Annotated in this window: 11 protein-coding genes and 1 pseudogene; all 12 read right to left on the bottom strand. The window is 58.0% G+C overall.

The annotated features are described in order from the left end of the window. Positions 1–2: 2 nt before the first annotated feature. A complete protein-coding gene (gene gspE / locus ACZRMS_RS01075) occupies positions 3–1,463 on the bottom strand; it encodes a type II secretion system ATPase GspE (protein WP_463993747.1) in 1,461 nt (486 codons plus the stop codon). Continuing rightward, a complete protein-coding gene (gspD, locus tag ACZRMS_RS01080; RefSeq protein WP_463993748.1) occupies positions 1,460–3,370 on the bottom strand; it encodes a type II secretion system secretin GspD in 1,911 nt (636 codons plus the stop codon). The genes gspE and gspD overlap by 4 nt, the downstream gene beginning before the upstream one ends. Further along, a complete protein-coding gene (locus tag ACZRMS_RS01085) occupies positions 3,367–3,909 on the bottom strand; it encodes a type II secretion system protein N (protein WP_463993749.1) in 543 nt (180 codons plus the stop codon). The genes gspD and ACZRMS_RS01085 overlap by 4 nt, the downstream gene beginning before the upstream one ends. 57 nt (positions 3,910–3,966) lie before the next feature. Beyond that, positions 3,967–4,479, bottom strand: coding sequence for a cytochrome b (locus tag ACZRMS_RS01090; protein ID WP_463993750.1), 513 nt, complete (start codon positions 4,477–4,479; stop codon positions 3,967–3,969). A gap of 72 nt (positions 4,480–4,551) precedes the next feature. Then, positions 4,552–6,024 (bottom strand): N-acetylglucosamine-binding protein GbpA, encoded by a 1,473-nt coding sequence (gene gbpA / locus ACZRMS_RS01095; RefSeq protein WP_463993751.1) that lies wholly within the window; start codon positions 6,022–6,024, stop codon positions 4,552–4,554. Positions 6,025–6,422: 398 nt separating this feature from the next. Further along, entirely contained in the window at positions 6,423–7,490 is a 1,068-nt protein-coding gene (gene hemE / locus ACZRMS_RS01100) for a uroporphyrinogen decarboxylase (RefSeq protein WP_463993752.1), read from the bottom strand. 230 nt (positions 7,491–7,720) lie between these two features. Next, positions 7,721–9,139, bottom strand: a complete 1,419-nt coding sequence (locus ACZRMS_RS01105) for an FAD-dependent oxidoreductase (RefSeq protein ID WP_048360434.1) — start codon at positions 9,137–9,139, stop codon at positions 7,721–7,723. 33 nt (positions 9,140–9,172) lie between these two features. Continuing rightward, on the bottom strand, positions 9,173–13,621 hold the full coding sequence (gene gltB / locus ACZRMS_RS01110; RefSeq protein WP_463993753.1) for a glutamate synthase large subunit: 4,449 nt from the start codon (positions 13,619–13,621) through the stop codon (positions 9,173–9,175). 331 nt (positions 13,622–13,952) lie between these two features. After that, complete coding sequence (locus ACZRMS_RS01115) at positions 13,953–15,524, bottom strand: AAA family ATPase (protein ID WP_463993754.1); 1,572 nt, start codon at positions 15,522–15,524, stop codon at positions 13,953–13,955. 10 nt (positions 15,525–15,534) lie between these two features. After that, entirely contained in the window at positions 15,535–16,635 is a 1,101-nt protein-coding gene (gene aroB, locus ACZRMS_RS01120; protein ID WP_463993755.1) for a 3-dehydroquinate synthase, read from the bottom strand. 223 nt (positions 16,636–16,858) lie between these two features. Then, positions 16,859–17,377: a shikimate kinase AroK gene (gene aroK, locus ACZRMS_RS01125; protein ID WP_463993756.1), complete on the bottom strand. Its 519-nt coding sequence runs from the start codon at positions 17,375–17,377 to the stop codon at positions 16,859–16,861. Between the two features lie 4 nt (positions 17,378–17,381). Further along, positions 17,382–18,620 (bottom strand): annotated as a pseudogene (locus ACZRMS_RS01130) (type IV pilus secretin PilQ); the annotation flags it as partial. Positions 18,621–18,685: the final 65 nt, after the last annotated feature.

The following is an 18,685-nucleotide window of genomic DNA, read 5'->3' on the forward strand; positions in this document are numbered from 1 at the left end:
GCTCAGTCCTCCTGGGTAACGCGCAGCAATTCGTCGAGACTGGTCAGGCCTTCAAGTACCAGGCGCTGACCGTCCTGAAACAAACTGGCTGATCGTTGGCGCGCTTCCCGGGCCAGGTCCGGCTCACTGGCACCCTGGTGGATCAAGCCGGCCAGGGTCGGGGTGATGCTGATCAGTTCGTAGATCCCGGTGCGCCCGCGGTAGCCTTGCTGGCAGAGACTGCAGCCCTGGGCACGAAACAGGGTTGCAGTGGCATGGGCGTCGAGCCCGAGCCGAGCGCAGGTGGACAGGTCGGCGGGGTACGGCGCTTTGCAGTCGGCGCACAACGTGCGCAGCAGGCGCTGAGCCAATACACCGACCAGCGAGGACGCCAACAGGTAGGCGTCGACGCCCATGTCCACCAGCCGGGTGACCGCGCCGATGGCGCTGTTGGTGTGCAGGGTCGACAGCACAAGGTGCCCGGTCAGTGAGGCCTGCACGGCGATTTCGGCGGTTTCGTGATCGCGGATTTCGCCGACCATGACCACGTCCGGGTCCTGGCGCAAAATCGCTCGCAAACCACGGGCGAATGTCATGTCGGCCTTGGTGTTGACCGGCGTTTGACCGATACCCGGCAAGTGATATTCCACCGGGTCTTCGACGGTCAAAATGTTGCGGGTTTGGTGGTTGAGATGGCTGAGCGCGGCATACAGACTGGTGGTTTTGCCCGAGCCCGTGGGGCCGGTTACCAGGAAAATCCCGTGGGGCCGCGCCAGGATCTGTTCAAAGCGACCCAGGGTGTCGGCGGGCATGCCCAGGCATTTGAGGTCCAGGCGCCCGGCCTGCTTGTCGAGCAAACGCATGACCACGCGCTCGCCGTGGGCCGAGGGCAAGGTTGAAACCCTCACATCCACTTCATGCCCGGCCAGCCGCAGGCTGATGCGGCCATCCTGGGGCACGCGTTTTTCAGCGATATCCAGCCTGGCCATGACCTTGATCCGCGACACCAGCAAGTTGGCCAGTTCGCGCTTGGGCCTGAGCACTTCGCGCAATTGACCGTCGATGCGCATGCGCACCGACAGGTAATGCTCGAAGGTTTCAAGGTGTACGTCCGAGGCTTTCTCGCGCATGGCTTCGCGCAATAAGGCGTTGATCAGGCGAATGATCGGGGCGTCACCTTCTTGCTCCAGCAGGTCTGCGGTTTGCGGCACTTGCTCGGCCAGGCTCATCAGGTCGAGTTCGTCGTCCAGCCCTTGGGCCACCTGCTCGGCGGCGCTTTGCCCGGCGCTGTAGCTGCGCGCCAGATAGTCGCTGAAATGCGTATCCGACAGCCCCTGCACCACGACTGCATGCCCTGCGCAGCGCTGCGATTCAGCCAGTGCGGCCAAGGGTGTATCCGCGCGAATCCACAAGGTTGCCGGGGTGGTGGTAGCGTCCAGCAACACCCCTAAGCGTCGAGCGAAGCCGAAAGGCAAGCGTGTCATGGGCGAGCTGCTTTGGGCTGGAGCAGGTCGACCGTGGACGGGTCTTGCATGCTGCCTTCGAACATTTGCTGTGGATCGACGGGTAACGACAACGAGTTGTTACCTTTGGCGGCAGGCTGACGAAGGTTGCGCAATGCGTTGTAACGGCTTTCGCTGATCTCGCGAATATCGTGTTTGCTGCGCACAATGGTCGGGCGCAAAAAAACCATCAAATTGGTTTTGGTATGAGTGTCTTTGTTCCAGCGAAACAAGGCGCCCAAATACGGAATGCTGCGCAGTAACGGCACACCGCTTTGCTGGGTGCGGATGCTGTCTTTGATCAATCCGCCTATCACGATGATTTCACCGTCTTCGGCCAAAATGGTGCTTTTTAAAGAGCGCTTGTTGGTGATCAGGTCAGTCGAGTCGACGCCTTGCAACGTAGGCGCTATCTCGGAGTTCTCCTGCTCGACTTCCAGGCGCAGCGAGCTGCCTTCGTTGATGTGCGGCTTGATTTTGAGACTGATGCCGATGTCTTGGCGGGTAAACGTGGTGTAGGGGTTGTTTAAACCGTAACCGTCACCGGGCTGAGTACTGGTTTTCAATGGCACGTTTTGCCCCACCAGAATTTGCGCCTCCTGATTGTCCAGGGTTAACAGGCTCGGTGTAGACAGCACGTTGTTGTTGGTATCGCTGGCCAAGGCCGATATCAGTGCGTTGAAGCGATCACCGCCCAGTTGCAGCACTGCCCCTTCAGGCAGTTTGGCTTCGCTACCGGACAGCGCACCGATTTGAATATTGGTGCCAGGGAAGTTAACCCCGCCTTTGGCCCCCCCGGTGTTCATACCCCATTGCACGCCAAGGGCTTCGACAATATCGCCGGAGATTTCGACAATCGCAGCGTGGATCAACACCTGCGAGCGCGGCTGATCGAGCTGGCGCACGATGTTTTCCAGGGTTCGAACTTGCGCGGGATCTGCCATCAGGACCAAGGCGTTTTGACTGGTATCGGCCGCCACCAAGACCTCGCGGGCCGAGACTTTTTGAGTCGCACCGGCCAAGGCGGTTTCTTGTTTCATGCCTTGGCCTACCGACGTGAGCACATCGGCCAGTTGCTTGGCATCACTGTGGCGCAGACGAATAACCCGTGAGTTTTCTTGCTGGGCATTGGCCGGTGTGTCGAGCGAGCGGGCCAGTGTGCTCAGTCGCTTGCGCACCGCGTCACTGCCCAGAATCACCAGACGGCTGCTCGACGTGTCCGCTATCACCTGGCTGCTCGCCCCGGTGGTTTTTTTGTCGAGCGACTGTTCCATGACTGCGGCAATATCGCTGGCCAGGCCATGCTTGAGCTTGACCACCGAGTGCCCATAACGCGTGCCGGCATCCAGCTGGCGAACGATTTCGCTAATGCGCCGCGTATTGGCGACGGTATCGGTGATGATCAGCGCATTGGCCGAGGCTGAAGGCCCCACATAACCATTGCTGGACACCAGTGGTCGCAACAGGCCCGCCAGGTCGGCGGCAACGCTGGTATTGAGTTCGATGACCCGGGTGACGAATGCTTGAGCCGGGGCGGACTGCGCATCGACATGGCTTGCTTGGGTTTTGGCTTCGCCCGCAGGAATGATCAATAAACGATCGCCTTGGTCGATGATGGAGAATCCCTGAGCATCCAGCACTGAGTAAAACAGTCGACGCACACCTTCACGATCCAGTTCCTGCTCGGAGATAACCGTGATCCGGCCCTGCACCCGAGGGTCGAGCACCACGGTTGTACCGAGCACGGCGGACATTTCCTGCACCACATCACGCAGTTGCGCATCTTTCATCGCCAAGCGCCAATACTGCCCGCTGGCCAGCGCTGAATGTGCAAACAACACTGCGCAGGCCATTAGATAGCTGATGCAAAACACACGTGAACTGATCATTGCGTCTCTCGAGGGTTTACGGCACGGGGCCGCAGATGAAGGGAAGTGGCAGGCGGGCCGGTGTGGGTGGCCGCCGCCGGGATCAGATGCTGGCTCGCGGGCTTGAGGGTCAGGCGCTCTTCACGGCCATTACGCCAAAGCACCACGTAGCTGGCCTCGATACGGCGTAAAGCGCTGCCACCCGGCAAGCGTTCACCTACCGCGTAAAACCGAGCGCCCTCGGCGTCAGCCAATAGGGCTTGGGACACGCCCTGGCTCGACACAATACTGGCCTGCAACTGCAAGGCTTCAGTGCTAGCTACCCAGGCGTCCTGAACACCCAGACCAAGCACAGTGGCAATGGCCTGGGGTTGAAAAAGCTCGGGGCTACGCGCAGGCACCGCACTGATAGGCGCAAACGCGGGCACTGCCCGCAGAGACTCGCGATACACCTGCTCTTGCCACGCCAAATAGCCGGCATAACCCAAGGGCGATGTCAGCGAAACCCATGCCAGTGCTGATGGCCAATAGCGATTCTTCACGAATCTCGGATTGTTCAAAACCGTCTCATCTGGATGCCTTTGCCGTCCCGGTAAACCCTATTGTTCGGTTACGTTTCACGAGAACATGCGTTTGATAATGGGGCGGCCCGAACAGTGGTGTTTGATTACCGCCGCCACATGCACGGTGACCAACAATGCCAATACCGCGCTGGCCAGCCGATGAATGCGCGCAAAAAATTCATGGGTCTCACGGGTGTTTAACGGTTGAGGAACACTGGCAACATTAAAAAAACTGATCGGCTTGTCCATCATCAACACACCAGAAATCAAAACCGTTACAACGATCAGATACATCATCGTATGAATAAAAAAAACCAACCATGGCGTAAGATTTTTAACGTCTATAACAGCCGGACTACCGCGACCAAAGGACACATAAAGCCTGAGCATAAAAACAGGTATGAGCAGCACACTCAACGAAACATTAATATTGCCAATAACTTGTTTATACCTGGCCGCTTCACTGACAAGCGCCACATAAAAACCCGACACAACCAACCAAATAATCAACAGCGCAGAAAGTGCATGCAGTACTTTTTGCAATATTGAATAGTTAATAGTGTTCATCGACGACAATTCCCTGACTGCTTATAAAACCGAACTGTCCATAACGAACAGTTCGGTGTTACTCAGGAATGCTTACTTCTCAATCCACGCCATGTTCCAGTGCGAGCCGGTACCCGGTTCGAACTGAGTGGCCGTAGGCGAGTATTGTGCGCAGTAACCCGAAACCGGCCACGGCTTGCATTCGTACACAAGGCCGGTTTTTGGCTGCAACACTGTGGTGCCCGCTTTGTAAGCATTGAAGCCTTCCGGGTAGATCGCGTCGTACTCCAGACCACCGCCTTCACCGGTCAAGTTCAGGGTTTTCAAGTCCTGGAAGTTTTCACGACCATCTGCACTGCTGGCAATCAACTTCAGAGAATGAGCACCCGGCGCGCTGCTGACCGCCACGCTCAATGGCGCGGTCGTCGCATTGATGGTCTGCTTGGTGTAACCCACTTGTTTGTTACGTTCGTTGTAAACAGTGGCTTCAACCGTGATGTTTTTATTGGTCATCAGGGTGAGGCTGACGTTGCCCTGACCTTTGTCCAATACGTACTCGGCGGCGACATCATGCACATGCATGTAGGCCGACGGGTCCGGAACCATGCTGGTCTGCATCTGGTAATTGGTTACGCCGGTTTGAGCCTTGGCGTAGAAGGTGTTGGCGCCTTTGATCGGTTCAATGGTGCCTTCTTCGTTGCGAACACCGGCACGTACTGACTTGTCTGCCGCGTTAACGGTTTGTGCCAACTTGTAGGACCAGTTTTCCGGCAGGCCTTCTTCCGCCGAGTCGATACCGATCGAGAAGCTGTATTCAGCACTTTCAGCGCTGCCGGTAAAGGCCCGGGCCTTGACGGTATCGCCTGGCAGCAATGGGTGAGTCGGCGTCAGCGCACCCACCTTGGTCCAGCCATCAGGCGTTGGCCCCTCAGCGGTAATATTGACATCAACCACGTCGTAGAAAGCTGCCGCGGTATCATCGACCGTCCAGGCACCCAATATCACGTGTTGGCCAGTACGGTCAGACGGAATCACACAGGCGTGCTTTTTGGCTGCCGGGCCATTGCCGCCCGCTGCACCGTCAATCGGCACACCGCCGCCGCCTTCAGCGCTACAAAACGGGGTCAGGTCAAAGTCATCACGGGTGAGCGGCCGATTAGGGTTCCAATCGGTTTTGGTGATGAAGTATTCCCATTTGGTACTTTTATGGGCCGCCGTGTAGAACCAGCTGAATTCGGTGTTGCGGTCCTTGATTTCGGTCAGATGCCAGCGCGTTGCAGATTGGGCGTCCAGAGCCGAAAACATGGCATTGCCACCGCTCGGGATCTTGCCATCGGCAGGTCCAAATGCTGGGAAGCCTTTAGGCGCTTCACCCACTGTTTGCGGCTCATACTCAGCCGGCCCGCAGTTGGTATTAAGGGCCAGCCTGCAGGCATACGCCCTCGAAGGCGGCTCGTTCATATAGCCATGTGCCGCCACCTGCTGCGGCGCCAACATAGTAGCCATCAGTGCCACCGAAGATGCACACCTCATCGAAGTCCAAGACTTAGAAAGTGCAAATTTCATACATAACTCCTTAACTTATTATTATTGAGCGGTTGGTACCGCCCACTGCGTTCGATACAGCCATTTAAAATACTGTTCACAGCATTACAAAGAGAGGTACATACTTTATTACTAACATCCGCAATGAAACTTATGGTTACACTTGTGCAGCAGACCAAAACCAACTACCACACCAAGTACTACCCCCGCACCAGCCCCTTTTTTGTTTATTAACGTAAAGAAATGTCGAGCGAATTCTACGGACAGCAAAAGACATGTATGTAGGAAAAATCTGCAACGTGAGGCGGATAAATCTTCTTAATTTAAAGTTTGTCTAAATCAAACCCATAGACGGACTGACATAACTTATGTGCATAAAAAAACCCGGCATTTGCCGGGTTTTTTAAAAGGGTTTGACCTTACTCGTGATATTGCCCCGAGAACTCGTGTACCGCACTGATGAAGGCGCCAGCATGCTCAGGTTTCACTTCCGGGGTGATGCCATGGCCCAGGTTGAACACGTGGCCCGAACCGTTGCCGTAGCTGGCCAGGATGCGCTTGACCTCGGTGCGGATCGCTTCCGGGTTGGCGTACAGCACGGTTGGGTCCATGTTGCCTTGCAGCGCCACTTTGCTGCCAACGCGACGGCGGGCTTCGCCCAGGTCGCAGGTCCAGTCCAGACCCAGCGCATCAGCGCCAACATCGGCAATGCTTTCGAGCCACAGACCGCCGTTCTTGGTGAACAGGATCACCGGCACCTTGCGGCCTTCATGTTCGCGGATCAGGCCGCTGACGATTTTGCGCATGTAAGCCAGGGAGAATTCCTGATACGCCGCCGACGACAGGTTGCCGCCCCAGGTATCGAAGATCTGTACCGCCTGGGCACCGGCCAGGATCTGACCGTTGAGGTAGGACGTCACCGACTGCGCCAGCTTGTCGAGCAGCAGGTGCATGGCTTGCGGGGTGTCATAGAGCATGGCCTTGGTTTTGCGGAAGTCCTTGGACGAGCCGCCTTCGACCATGTAGGTGGCCAGGGTCCACGGGCTGCCGGAGAAGCCAATCAGCGGTACGCGGCCGTTAAGCTCGCGGCGAATGGTGCTGACCGCGCTCATCACATAACCGAGATCTTTTTGCGGATCAGGAATAGGCAGCGCTTCGATGTCAGCCAAGGTGCTGACCACTTTTTTGAAGCGCGGACCTTCGCCGGTTTCGAAATACAGGCCCTGGCCCATCGCATCAGGGATGGTCAGGATATCGGAGAACAAGATGGCCGCATCCAGCTGCGGGAAGCGGTCCAGAGGCTGCATGGTGACTTCACAGGCGAATTCGGCGTTCTTGCACAGGCTCATGAAATCGCCGGCCTTGGCGCGGCTGGCACGGTACTCCGGCAGATAGCGGCCGGCCTGACGCATCATCCAGACAGGCGTTACGTCTACGGGTTGCTTGAGCAAAGCGCGAAGGAAACGGTCATTCTTGAGAACAGTCATGTCAGCATCCGGAAAAAAAGTGAGGGCATTTTCTCAGAGACGGACGCAAAAGGCACGGCAAGTGCCGTGCCTTTTATCTATCGGGGCGATTTGACGCGGTGTAACGCGGTATTTGGCAACACCGTGAAACAACTGTGGGAGCGGGCTTGCTCGCGATACAGATAACTCGATTGATCAGCAGACCGAGTTGATCCCATCGCGGGCAAGCCTGCTCCCACAGGGGGATTGGGCTAGACGCCCAGGTAATCCATGATCCCTTCAGCCGCAGTACGGCCTTCGAAGATCGCGGTCACCACCAGGTCAGAACCGCGCACCATGTCACCACCGGCAAAAATCTTCGGGTGGCTGGTCTGGTGCTTGAACTGCGACTGTTCAGGCGCAATCACGCGGCCCTGGCTGTCGGTCTGGATCTCGAACTGGTCGAACCACGAAGCCGGGCTCGGGCGGAAACCAAACGCGATGATCACGGCGTCTGCCGGAACGATCTCTTCGGAACCCGGAATAGGTTCCGGGCTGCGACGGCCACGGGCATCCGGCTCGCCGAGACGGGTCTCGACCACCTTCACGCCTTGAACCTTGCCTTCACCCACAATGGCAATTGGCTGACGGTTGTAGAGGAACTTCACACCTTCTTCCTTGGCGTTCTTCACCTCTTTGCGCGAACCGGGCATGTTGGCCTCGTCACGACGATAAGCACAGGTCACCGATTTGGCGCCCTGACGAATCGAAGTGCGGTTGCAGTCCATGGCCGTATCGCCGCCACCCAGTACCACTATTTTTTTGCCTTTCATGTCGACGAAGTCTTCCGGCGACTTTTCAAAGCCAAGGTTGCGGTTGACGTTGGCGATCAGGAAATCCAGCGCATCGTGCACGCCCGGCAGGTCTTCACCGGCAAAACCGCCTTTCATGTAGGTGTAGGTGCCCATGCCCATGAACACGGCGTCGTACTCGGCCAGCAGCTGTTCCATGCTGATGTCCTTGCCGATTTCGGTATTGAGACGGAACTCGATACCCATGCCGGTAAACACTTCGCGGCGGTGGCTCAGTACGGTTTTTTCGAGTTTGAATTCCGGGATGCCGAAGGTCAGCAGACCGCCGATTTCCGGGTTCTTGTCGAAGACCACCGGGGTCACGCCGCCACGCACCAGCACGTCGGCACAGCCCAGGCCCGCAGGGCCGGCACCGATGATTGCCACACGCTTGCCGGTCGGTACGACTTTGGACATGTCCGGGCGCCAGCCCATGGCGAAGGCGGTGTCGGTGATGTACTTCTCCACCGAACCGATGGTCACGGCGCCGAAACCGTCGTTCAGGGTGCAGGCACCCTCGCACAGACGGTCTTGCGGGCACACCCGGCCACACACTTCGGGCAGGGTGTTGGTCTGGTGCGACAGTTCGGCGGCGGCGAGGATGTTGCCCTCGGCCACCAGCTTGAGCCAGTTGGGAATGAAGTTATGCACCGGGCATTTCCATTCACAGTACGGGTTGCCACACCCCAGGCAGCGGTGGGCCTGCTCGGCCGACTGCTGGGGTTTGAAGGGTTCGTAGATTTCCACGAACTCTTTTTTGCGTTGACGTAACAGTTTCTTCTTCGGATCTTTGCGCCCGACATCGATGAACTGGAAGTCGTTACTCAGACGTTCAGCCATGGTTAAAACCTCATCAAACTTTTCAGGCGCATATCACTGCGGGTTGGCACGGATGCTGGAAAGCAGCGATTTCAAGCTGGCAGCCTTGGGCTTGACCATCCAGAAACGACGCAGGTAATCATCGAGGTTTTCCGAGAGGTTGCGACCCCACTCGCTGTTGGTTTCCTCAACGTATTCGTCCAGCACGTGTTGCAGATGGTTGCGATATGCCTCCATCGCTTCGCCGCTGATCCGCTGAATTTCCACCAGTTCGTGGTTCACCCGGTCGACGAAGGTGTTGTCCTGATCCAGCACGTAGGCAAAACCGCCCGTCATGCCTGAGCCGAAGTTGTAACCGGTTTTGCCCAATACGCAGACGAAACCGCCAGTCATGTATTCACAGCAGTGATCGCCTGTGCCTTCAACCACGGTGTGAGCACCGGAGTTGCGCACCGCGAAACGCTCACCAGCCGTGCCCGCTGCAAACAGCTTGCCGCCGGTTGCGCCGTACAGGCAGGTGTTGCCGACAATGGCGCTGTCCTGGGTTTTGTAGACGCTGCCTGCGGGCGGCACTATCACCAGCTTGCCGCCGGTCATGCCTTTGCCTACGTAGTCGTTGGCATCACCTTGCAGGTACATGTTTAAACCACCGGCGTTCCATACACCAAAGCTCTGACCTGCAGTGCCTTTGAAGCGGAAGGTGATCGGGGCTTTGGCCATGCCCTGGTTGCCGTGAGCGCGGGCGATTTCACCCGAGATACGGGCACCGATCGAGCGATCGCAGTTGCAGATATCGAGATCGAACTCGGCACCGCTCATGTCGTTGATGGCTGAAGTGGCCAGATCGACCATCTTCTCGGCCAGCAGGCCTTTGTCGAACGGCGGGTTGCGTTCCACCTGGCAGAACTGTGGTTTTTCCGCCGGGATATGGTCGCTGCCCAGCAGTGGCGTCAGGTCCAGGTTGTGCTGCTTGGCAGTCTCGCCCTGCAGGATTTCCAGCAGGTCGGTACGACCGATCAGCTCTTCCAGGGTGCGCACACCCAGTTTGGCCAGCCACTCGCGGGTCTCTTCAGCCACGTAGGTGAAGAAGTTGATCACCATGTCGACGGTGCCGATGTAGTGGTTCTTGCGCAGCGACTCATTCTGGGTCGCAACGCCGGTGGCGCAGTTGTTCAGATGGCAAATACGCAGGTATTTGCAACCCAGGGCGATCATCGGCGCGGTGCCGAAGCCGAAGCTTTCTGCGCCCAGAATGGCTGCCTTGATCACGTCCAGGCCGGTTTTCAGGCCGCCGTCGGTCTGTACCCGCACTTTGCCGCGCAGATCGTTACCGCGCAGGGTCTGGTGGGTTTCCGCCAGGCCCAGCTCCCAAGGTGCGCCCGCGTATTTGATGGAGGTCAGCGGGGATGCGCCGGTGCCGCCGTCATAACCGGAGATGGTGATCAGGTCGGCATAGGCCTTGGCCACGCCAGCGGCGATGGTGCCTACACCCGCCTCTGCTACCAGCTTCACCGAGACCAGGGCTTTAGGGTTGACTTGTTTCAAGTCAAAAATCAGCTGCGACAAGTCTTCGATGGAATAGATGTCGTGGTGCGGCGGTGGTGAAATCAGGGTCACGCCGGGTACTGCGTAACGCAGCTTGGCGATCAGGCCGTTCACTTTGCCGCCTGGCAGTTGCCCGCCCTCACCCGGTTTGGCGCCTTGGGCCACCTTGATTTGCAGCACTTCGGCGTTGACCAGATATTCCGGGGTCACACCGAAACGACCAGTGGCCACTTGCTTGATTTTCGAGCTTTTGATGGTGCCGTAGCGTGCAGGGTCTTCGCCACCTTCACCGGAGTTGGAGCGAGCGCCCAAGCGGTTCATGGCTTCGGCCAAGGCCTCGTGGGCTTCTGGCGACAGGGCACCCAGCGAGATACCGGCCGAATCGAAGCGCTTGAGGATCGAGTCCAGGGGTTCGATTTCGTCGATGGACAGCGGCGTATCGAGGGTCTTGACCTTGAGCAGGTCGCGGATCATCGACACCGGGCGCTTGTCGACCAGGGAGGTGTATTCCTTGAACTTGCTGTAGTCGCCCTGCTGCACAGCAGCTTGCAGAGTGGCGACCACATCCGGGTTGTAGGCGTGGTATTCGCCACCGTGGACGTACTTGAGCAGACCACCTTGCTGGATCGGCTTGCGCGCGCTCCAGGCTTCGGCCGCCAACAGCTTTTGCTCGGCTTCCAGGTCGATGAAGCGTGCACCCTTGATGCGGCTTGGTACGCCACGGAAACTCAGGTCGCAGATTTCTTCGGACAGGCCGATGGCTTCGAACAGCTGCGCACCACGGTACGAAGCAATGGTCGAGATGCCCATTTTCGACAGGATCTTGAGCAAGCCCTTGGTGATGCCTTTGCGGTAGTTCTTGAACACCTCATAGAGGTCGCCCAGCACTTCACCGGTACGGATCAAATCACCCAGGACTTCGTACGCCAGGAACGGGTACACCGCCGAGGCACCGAAACCGATCAGCACCGCAAAGTGATGCGGGTCCCGGGCGGTCGCGGTTTCGACCAGGATGTTGCTGTCGCAACGCAGGCCTTTTTCGGTCAGGCGGTGATGCACAGCGCCCACAGCCAACGAGGCGTGGACCGGCAGCTTGCCCGGCGCGATATGACGGTCGCTCAGAACGATCTGGGTACGGCCAGCACGAGCAGCTTCTTCGGCCTGATCGGCAATGTTGCGGACTGCCGCTTCAAGACCGACGCTTTCGTCGTAGTTGAGGTCGATGATCTGACGCTCAAAACCCGGCAGGTCGAGGTTCATCAGCGAACGCCATTTGGCTGGCGAGATCACTGGCGAACTGAGGATCACGCGGGAGGCATGCTCTGGTGATTCCTGGAAAATGTTGCGTTCGGCACCGAGGCAGATCTCGAGCGACATGACGATGGCTTCACGCAGCGGGTCGATCGGCGGGTTGGTGACCTGCGCGAACTGCTGGCGGAAGTAATCGTACGGCGTGCGCACACGCTGGGACAGCACGGCCATTGGCGTGTCGTCACCCATCGAGCCCACAGCTTCGTAGCCTTGTTCGCCCAGTGGGCGCAACACCTGATCGCGCTCTTCAAACGTGACCTGGTACATCTTCATGTATTGCTTGAGTTGATCGACGTCGTAAAACGCCGAACCGTGGTCGTGGTCGTCAATGGTTGCCTGAATGCGCAGGGCATTCTTGCGCAGCCACTGCTTGTACGGGTGGCGCGACTTCAAGCGGTTGTCGATGGAATCGGTGTCCAGCACCTGACCGGTTTCGGTGTCGACGGCCAGGATCTGACCCGGGCCCACACGGCCTTTGGCGATCACTTCTTCAGGCTTGTAGTCCCATACGCCGATTTCCGAGGCGATGGTGATATAGCCATTGGTGGTGGTCACCCAACGCGCAGGGCGCAGGCCGTTGCGGTCGAGCAGGCAGACTGCGTAACGACCGTCGGTCATTACCACGCCGGCCGGGCCGTCCCACGGTTCCATGTGCATGGAGTTGTACTCATAGAACGCCCGAAGGTCGGGGTCCATGGTTTCAACGTTTTGCCATGCAGGTGGAATCAGCATGCGCACGCCGCGGAACAGGTCGATGCCGCCGGTGACCATCAGTTCCAGCATGTTGTCCATGCTGGAGGAGTCCGATCCCACGCGGTTGACCAGCGGGCCGAGTTCGTCGAGGTCGCCGATCAGGTCGTTGGCAAACTTGGTGCGACGGGCCTGGGCCCAGTTGCGGTTGCCGGTAATGGTATTGATCTCGCCGTTGTGGGCAAGAAAGCGGAATGGCTGAGCCAGCGGCCATTTCGGCAAGGTATTGGTGGAGAAGCGCTGGTGGAACACGCAAATCGCGGTTTGCAGACGCTCATCGCTCAGGTCCGGATAGAAGGCGGTAAGGTCCGCCGGCATCATCAGGCCTTTATAAATGATGGTCTTGTGGGAAAAACTGCAGATGTAGTGATCGGTGTCAGCCGCGTTGCTCACCGAAGAACGGCGGCGGGCGCTGAACAGTTTGATTGCCATGTCCTGATCGCTCAGGCCAGCGCCTGCGATAAACACTTGCTCGATCTGCGGCAAACGCTCCAGAGCCAGACGGCCCAGTACGCTGGTATCAATCGGGACCTTGCGCCAGCCCACCAGTTGCAGGCCGGCCGCGAGGATTTCGCGATTCATGTTGTTGCGGGCCGCTTCGGCCTTGATCGGGTCCTGGTTGAAAAACACCATGCCGACCGCGTATTGCTTGGGTAGATCAGCACCGAACTGTTCTTTGGCAGTTGCACGCAAGAACAGATCAGGCTTTTGGATCAGCAGGCCACAACCGTCACCGGTCTTGCCGTCTGCGTTGATCCCACCGCGGTGGGTCATGCAGGTCAGGGCTTCAATGGCGGTTTGCAATAGGGTATGACTGGGCTCGCCCTGCATATGGGCAATCAGGCCGAAACCACAGTTATCCTTGAACTCATCGGGGTGGTACAGACCTGCTTTCATAGACACTTTCTCACCAGGCTGCCCCAAAAAGGGGCAAATTTCTTTTAATTCAACCACTTGCTTCCCGCGCTGAACGTACGCCAGCTTGGCAGGAGCAAAAGGGTGGTCATTCTACACACCGCCGTAAAGGCCCACAAATTAAGCGGCGACTAACCGTAAATTCATGTCGCATTTATGAAGGTTTAAAGCGATTGGTCGTGCTAGTCAAAACATTTTTGATGTTGACCGCCACACGGCGCAGACACCACAAGGCATGCGGCTTAATAAGCCGCATGCTCAAGCAGGATGTTTGATGGACTAGAACGGCGACCTGGGTAAGGTCGCCGGATCATCAGCGAGCTGTAGCCAGCTCTTTTTGGACGCTGGCGACAGTGCGAGGCCAAGGTTTACCAGCCTGTGTCTTGGCTGGCAAGTTCTTGATTGCTGCAGTTGCTGCAGCATGGCTTGGGAAGTTGCCGTAGGTCACAACGAACAGAGGCTTGCCGTTCAAGGTTTTCTTGAAGTAACGAGCATCACCGCCCAGTTCTTTAGCGACACTTTGCGCAGACGCTTCAGAACTGGTGCCGACGATCTGCACGACATAATTGTTGGCTGGCTGGCTGGAATACCAGCTACCGCCCGGGGCCGCCTTGGCCAGGGTGACCGGCTTCTCGACCGGCTTGACCGCAGGTTTGGCTGCCGGGGCTGGAGCAGGCTTGGCGACCGGTGCTGGCGCTGGCTTGGCCACCGCCACGGTTGGCGCAGGGGTTGGTCGCGGCGTCGCTACTGGCGCTGGGCCCGATGGCACGCCAACCGGCGGCGCAGTGGTGGTCACGGTCGGTGGCTGAGCAACGCCGCCATCGACTGCCGGCACACCGCCATCGTCGCCTTCTGCAATACCGCCAGCCGCTTCAGCCAACGGGCCTCGCATAACCGGCTGTGACTGCCCGACCAGAGGCAATGGCATCGGCTGCGAAGAACCGGCGAAATCAACCGACGGCTGGGCACCACCATTCGGCGAGGCCTGACCCAATTGAGTCTGCTCGGTACCCGGCGTGGCAGGCGCCTTGCTGCGACCCGGAATCAAAAAGGCAGCGGCAACAGCCACTACCACTACGGCACCAATGGCCAATACGTGTTTCTTAGGCATCTTGAACCCCATACTTGGACGCTTGACCGCGGAGCGGCTGGCAATCATGGCTTCGATCATTGCATCGCGGGCGACCTGGTTGATAGTGCCAGGCCAGCCTTCGGAGCTCTCGTGTATATCTGAGATCTGCTGAGCGCTAAAGAGTTCGATCCCGGCCCCGGCACCTTCGAGGCGCTGGGCCAGATATTCGCGGGTTTCATCCAGGGTGTACGGCTGCAATTCAATGACATGGAAGCGCTCTTCATCAGCGCTTAGCTGCTCAAGCCCGTCGATCATCGATGGTTCGCCGAACAGGAACACATGCGGACGGCCTTCGGGCGCACCCGCTGCCAGCGCCAGCAACGCTTCCAGCGCAGACTCGTCGAGCTGCTCGGCATCATCGACCAGCAAGTAGACTTCCTGCCCTGTGAGCGCCAACTGCACCACTTGCTTGAGAATCGAACCCACATCGGGGCGCTCGACGTTCAGCGTTTGTGCCACCTGACGCAAGATGCCAGCGGCATCGCCAGCGCCCCGCGCCGAGACGACGACACTCTGCACCGACTGCTTGTTGGTGCTCGCGACCAACGCCTGGCGCAGCAAGGTTTTGCCGCTGCCCTCAGGCCCGGCAACCACTAAAAGCAACTGGCTGTAGCGGGCAAGGTGGTGCAACTGGCCAAGCACCGGCTTGCGCTGGGCTGGGAAAAACTTGAAGCCCGGAACCCGTGGTGCAAAGGGATCATGGTTGAGCTGGAAGTGACCGAGGAACGCCTCGTCGGCATGCAAACTAGTCATCGGGATCTTATTAACCTTTAAGCTGAGCCAGTGCGCGGTAATCCGCACCCAGCGTGGCTTGTAGAACCTCTTGTGGATAATCGTCAGTCACTGTGGCTTCACCGATGCGACGTAACAGCACCAGTCGCATACGACCGTCGATCACTTTTTTATCAACTGCCATGTGTTGCATAAAGTCGGCCGGGGTCATTTCGGCGGGCGGCACCACTGGCAAGCCGGCGCGCTGAAATACCCGAATGCCGCGGTCACGCTCTGCATCGCTGATCCAGCCCAGACGGGCGGACATTTCCAGCGCCATCACGGTACCCGCTGCCACGGCCTCGCCATGCAACCATACGCCGTAACCCATATGGGTTTCGATGGCATGGCCAAAGGTATGCCCGAGGTTGAGGGTGGCACGCACGCCTGCCTCGCGCTCATCGGCGCCGACCACTTCAGCCTTGGCGGCGCACGAACGTTGAATCGCGGCAGTCAGGGCGACCTGATCCAGCTCACGCAGCGCATCCATGTTGTCTTCAAGCCAGGTCAGGAACGGCTCGTCGCAAATCAGGCCGTACTTGATGACTTCAGCCAGCCCTGCAGACAGCTCGCGGGCCGGGAGGGTGTTAAGGGTCGTGGTATCAATCAACACCAGGTTGGGCTGATAGAAAGCACCGACCATGTTTTTGCCCAGCGGGTGGTTGATGCCGGTTTTACCGCCCACCGACGAATCGACCTGGGACAGCAAGGTAGTCGGCACTTGAATGAAATCGACACCACGCTGATAGCAGGCCGCTGCAAAACCGGCCATGTCGCCGATCACACCGCCACCCAAGGCGATAACGGTCGTGCGGCGGTCATGTCGCGCGGTGAGCAGGCCGTCAAAAATCAGTTGCAGGGTTTCCCAGGTCTTGAACGATTCGCCATCGGGCAGAATGATCGGTACTACCGAGAACTGCGCGAGGCTGCGGGTCAGACGTTCAAGATAGAGTGGCGCGACCGTGGTATTGGTCACTATGGCCACTTGGCGGCCGGCAATGTGCGGGGCCAGCAACTCAGGCTGATCCAACAAACCTTCGCCAATATGAATCGGATAGCTACGCTCGCCTAGATCAACCTTCACTGTCTGCATGAATCCCCGCGTTGAAGCAGGACGCCAGCGCCCTGCTTCGCAATTATCAAGTGATGGCATACCGTAAACGGGCATGCTCGGCGCCGAGAATAGCGCATTTCGTATCGCACTTTAATGGTCCAGCGCAGTGGCTTTGTAGTCGCTGTCGAGGTACGCGGCTGCGATCGACGACGAAGCCGTCGTAAAGTCGGGCACTGATCGCAGCTTCAATGCCCGGGTGCGGCTACCGGGGTGGCAGTTGCGCCAGACGCTCGAGAATATCCAGAACAACCATGCGCGGCGGCCGCTCATCGGTTTCGACGACAAGGTCGGCGATTTCCCGATAAAGCGGATCGCGGATCGCCAAAAGGTCACGCAGGATTTTTTCCGGGTTCGCATTGCGCAGCAAAGGTCTGTTGCGGTCGCGCGAGGTACGTGCAACCTGCTGCTCAATAGATGCATGCAGGTACACCACCCGCCCGCCATTGCGCAGCGCCAGCCGGTTCTCAGGGCGCATGACCGCACCACCTCCGGTCGCCAGGACAATGCCATTCTCATGGCACAGCTCGACAATCATGGCCGTTTCGCGATCGCGGAAACCCGGCTCACCTTCTTTATCGAAGATCCACGGGATATTGGCACCCGTGCGCACTTCAATTTCCTTATCGGAATCTTTGAACGGCAGGTGCAACTCTTTGGCCAGCAAACGTCCGATGGTGCTTTTTCCAGCCCCCATTGGCCCAACAAGAATCAAATTTCGCACAGAATCAATGACTCACAGCAATCGCCTGGTTGTTCATGATACGCGGAGTCAGGAACACCAGCAGTTCGGATTTTTTTTCCATGACAACGTCTCTATGGAAAAGTCGGCCAACATACGGCAGATCGCCTAAAAATGGCACTTTATCTACCACTTTGCTTTGAGAATTTGAGAACACGCCTCCGATTACGATGGTTTCGGTGTCTTTGACCAGCACCTTGGCCCTGACCTCATTCTTTTTGATGGGCGGCACATCATTGACCATGCTCATGTAGTCGGGCTCGTCCTTGGTCACTACAACTTCCATGATGATGCTGTTGTCCGGGGTAATTTGCGGGGTCACTTCCAGCGACAGCGAAGCTTCCTTGAATCTCACCGAGGTCGCGCCACTGCCGCTGGTCTCCTGATAGGGAATCTGGGTGCCTTTGAGGATTTTGGCGGTTTCTTTGTCCGAAGTGACAACTTTGGGCTGGGAGATGATTTCACCGTTACCGGTTTTCTCCATGGCCGTCAGCTCCAGGTCCAGCAAGGTATTGTTGGTGATAAAAGCGATGCCCAACCCCGAGTTGACGCGTGACAACCCCATGTCCACAAAGGGTGCGCTAACCTTCTCGGGATCTGGCGCGAACGCTGCCGGCCCGCCCATACCGCCCGCATTCCAACCTGACGTATTACGCAAGGCGCCGCCCCAGCGCACTCCAAGACTTTTTTCAAAATCCACACCGGCTTCGACAATACGCGCCTCTATCATCACCTGACGCACCGGCACATCCAGTTGCGCCACTATGCGCCGTAGCTCTTCAAGCTGCTTACCGGGCTGCAAGACAATGATGCTATTGGTGCGCTCATCCACAGAAATCGAGCCTCGCTCGTCCATACCCGCCACTGACTGGAACAAGCTGGCGATATCTGCCGCCTTGGCGTAATTGACCTGCACCAGCTCTCGACGCATGGGGGCCAAATCCGCCAGTTGATTGTGCGCCTCAAGCTCATGGCGTTCACGCGAGGCTATCTCGTCAGAGGGCGCGATCGACAGCACATTGCCCGCAAGACGCTTGCCCAGCCCCTTGCTTTCAAGCACCAGATCCAGCGCCTGGTCCCACGGTACATCCTGCAGGTTAAGCGTCACGTTACCCTGCACTGCATCGCTGACAACGAGGTTGAACCCGGTGAAATCAGCCAGCAGTTGCAACGCCGCACGCACTTCAACATCCTGAAAGTTCAGCGACATTTTCTCGCCCACATACAGCGGGCTTGCGACTGATGATGGAGCGAACGCCTGAGTTGACTGCGAATTCAGCGCACTCCATA

It is taken from the genome of Pseudomonas sp. B424 (assembly GCF_055408345.1).

What these genes read in the sequence shown, in the direction of transcription:
- ACZRMS_RS01115 (WP_463993754.1), bottom strand. Translation starts at nt 15,524, where the DNA reads ATGACTAGTTTGCATGCCGACGAGGCGTTCCTCGGTCACTTCCAGCTC.
- gbpA (WP_463993751.1), bottom strand. Translation starts at nt 6,024, where the DNA reads ATGAAATTTGCACTTTCTAAGTCTTGGACTTCGATGAGGTGTGCATCT.
- ACZRMS_RS01090 (WP_463993750.1), bottom strand. Translation starts at nt 4,479, where the DNA reads ATGAACACTATTAACTATTCAATATTGCAAAAAGTACTGCATGCACTT.
- gspE (WP_463993747.1), bottom strand. Translation starts at nt 1,463, where the DNA reads ATGACACGCTTGCCTTTCGGCTTCGCTCGACGCTTAGGGGTGTTGCTG.
- hemE (WP_463993752.1), bottom strand. Translation starts at nt 7,490, where the DNA reads ATGACTGTTCTCAAGAATGACCGTTTCCTTCGCGCTTTGCTCAAGCAA.
- ACZRMS_RS01105 (WP_048360434.1), bottom strand. Translation starts at nt 9,139, where the DNA reads ATGGCTGAACGTCTGAGTAACGACTTCCAGTTCATCGATGTCGGGCGC.
- gltB (WP_463993753.1), bottom strand. Translation starts at nt 13,621, where the DNA reads ATGAAAGCAGGTCTGTACCACCCCGATGAGTTCAAGGATAACTGTGGT.
- gspD (WP_463993748.1), bottom strand. Translation starts at nt 3,370, where the DNA reads ATGATCAGTTCACGTGTGTTTTGCATCAGCTATCTAATGGCCTGCGCA.
- aroB (WP_463993755.1), bottom strand. Translation starts at nt 16,635, where the DNA reads ATGCAGACAGTGAAGGTTGATCTAGGCGAGCGTAGCTATCCGATTCAT.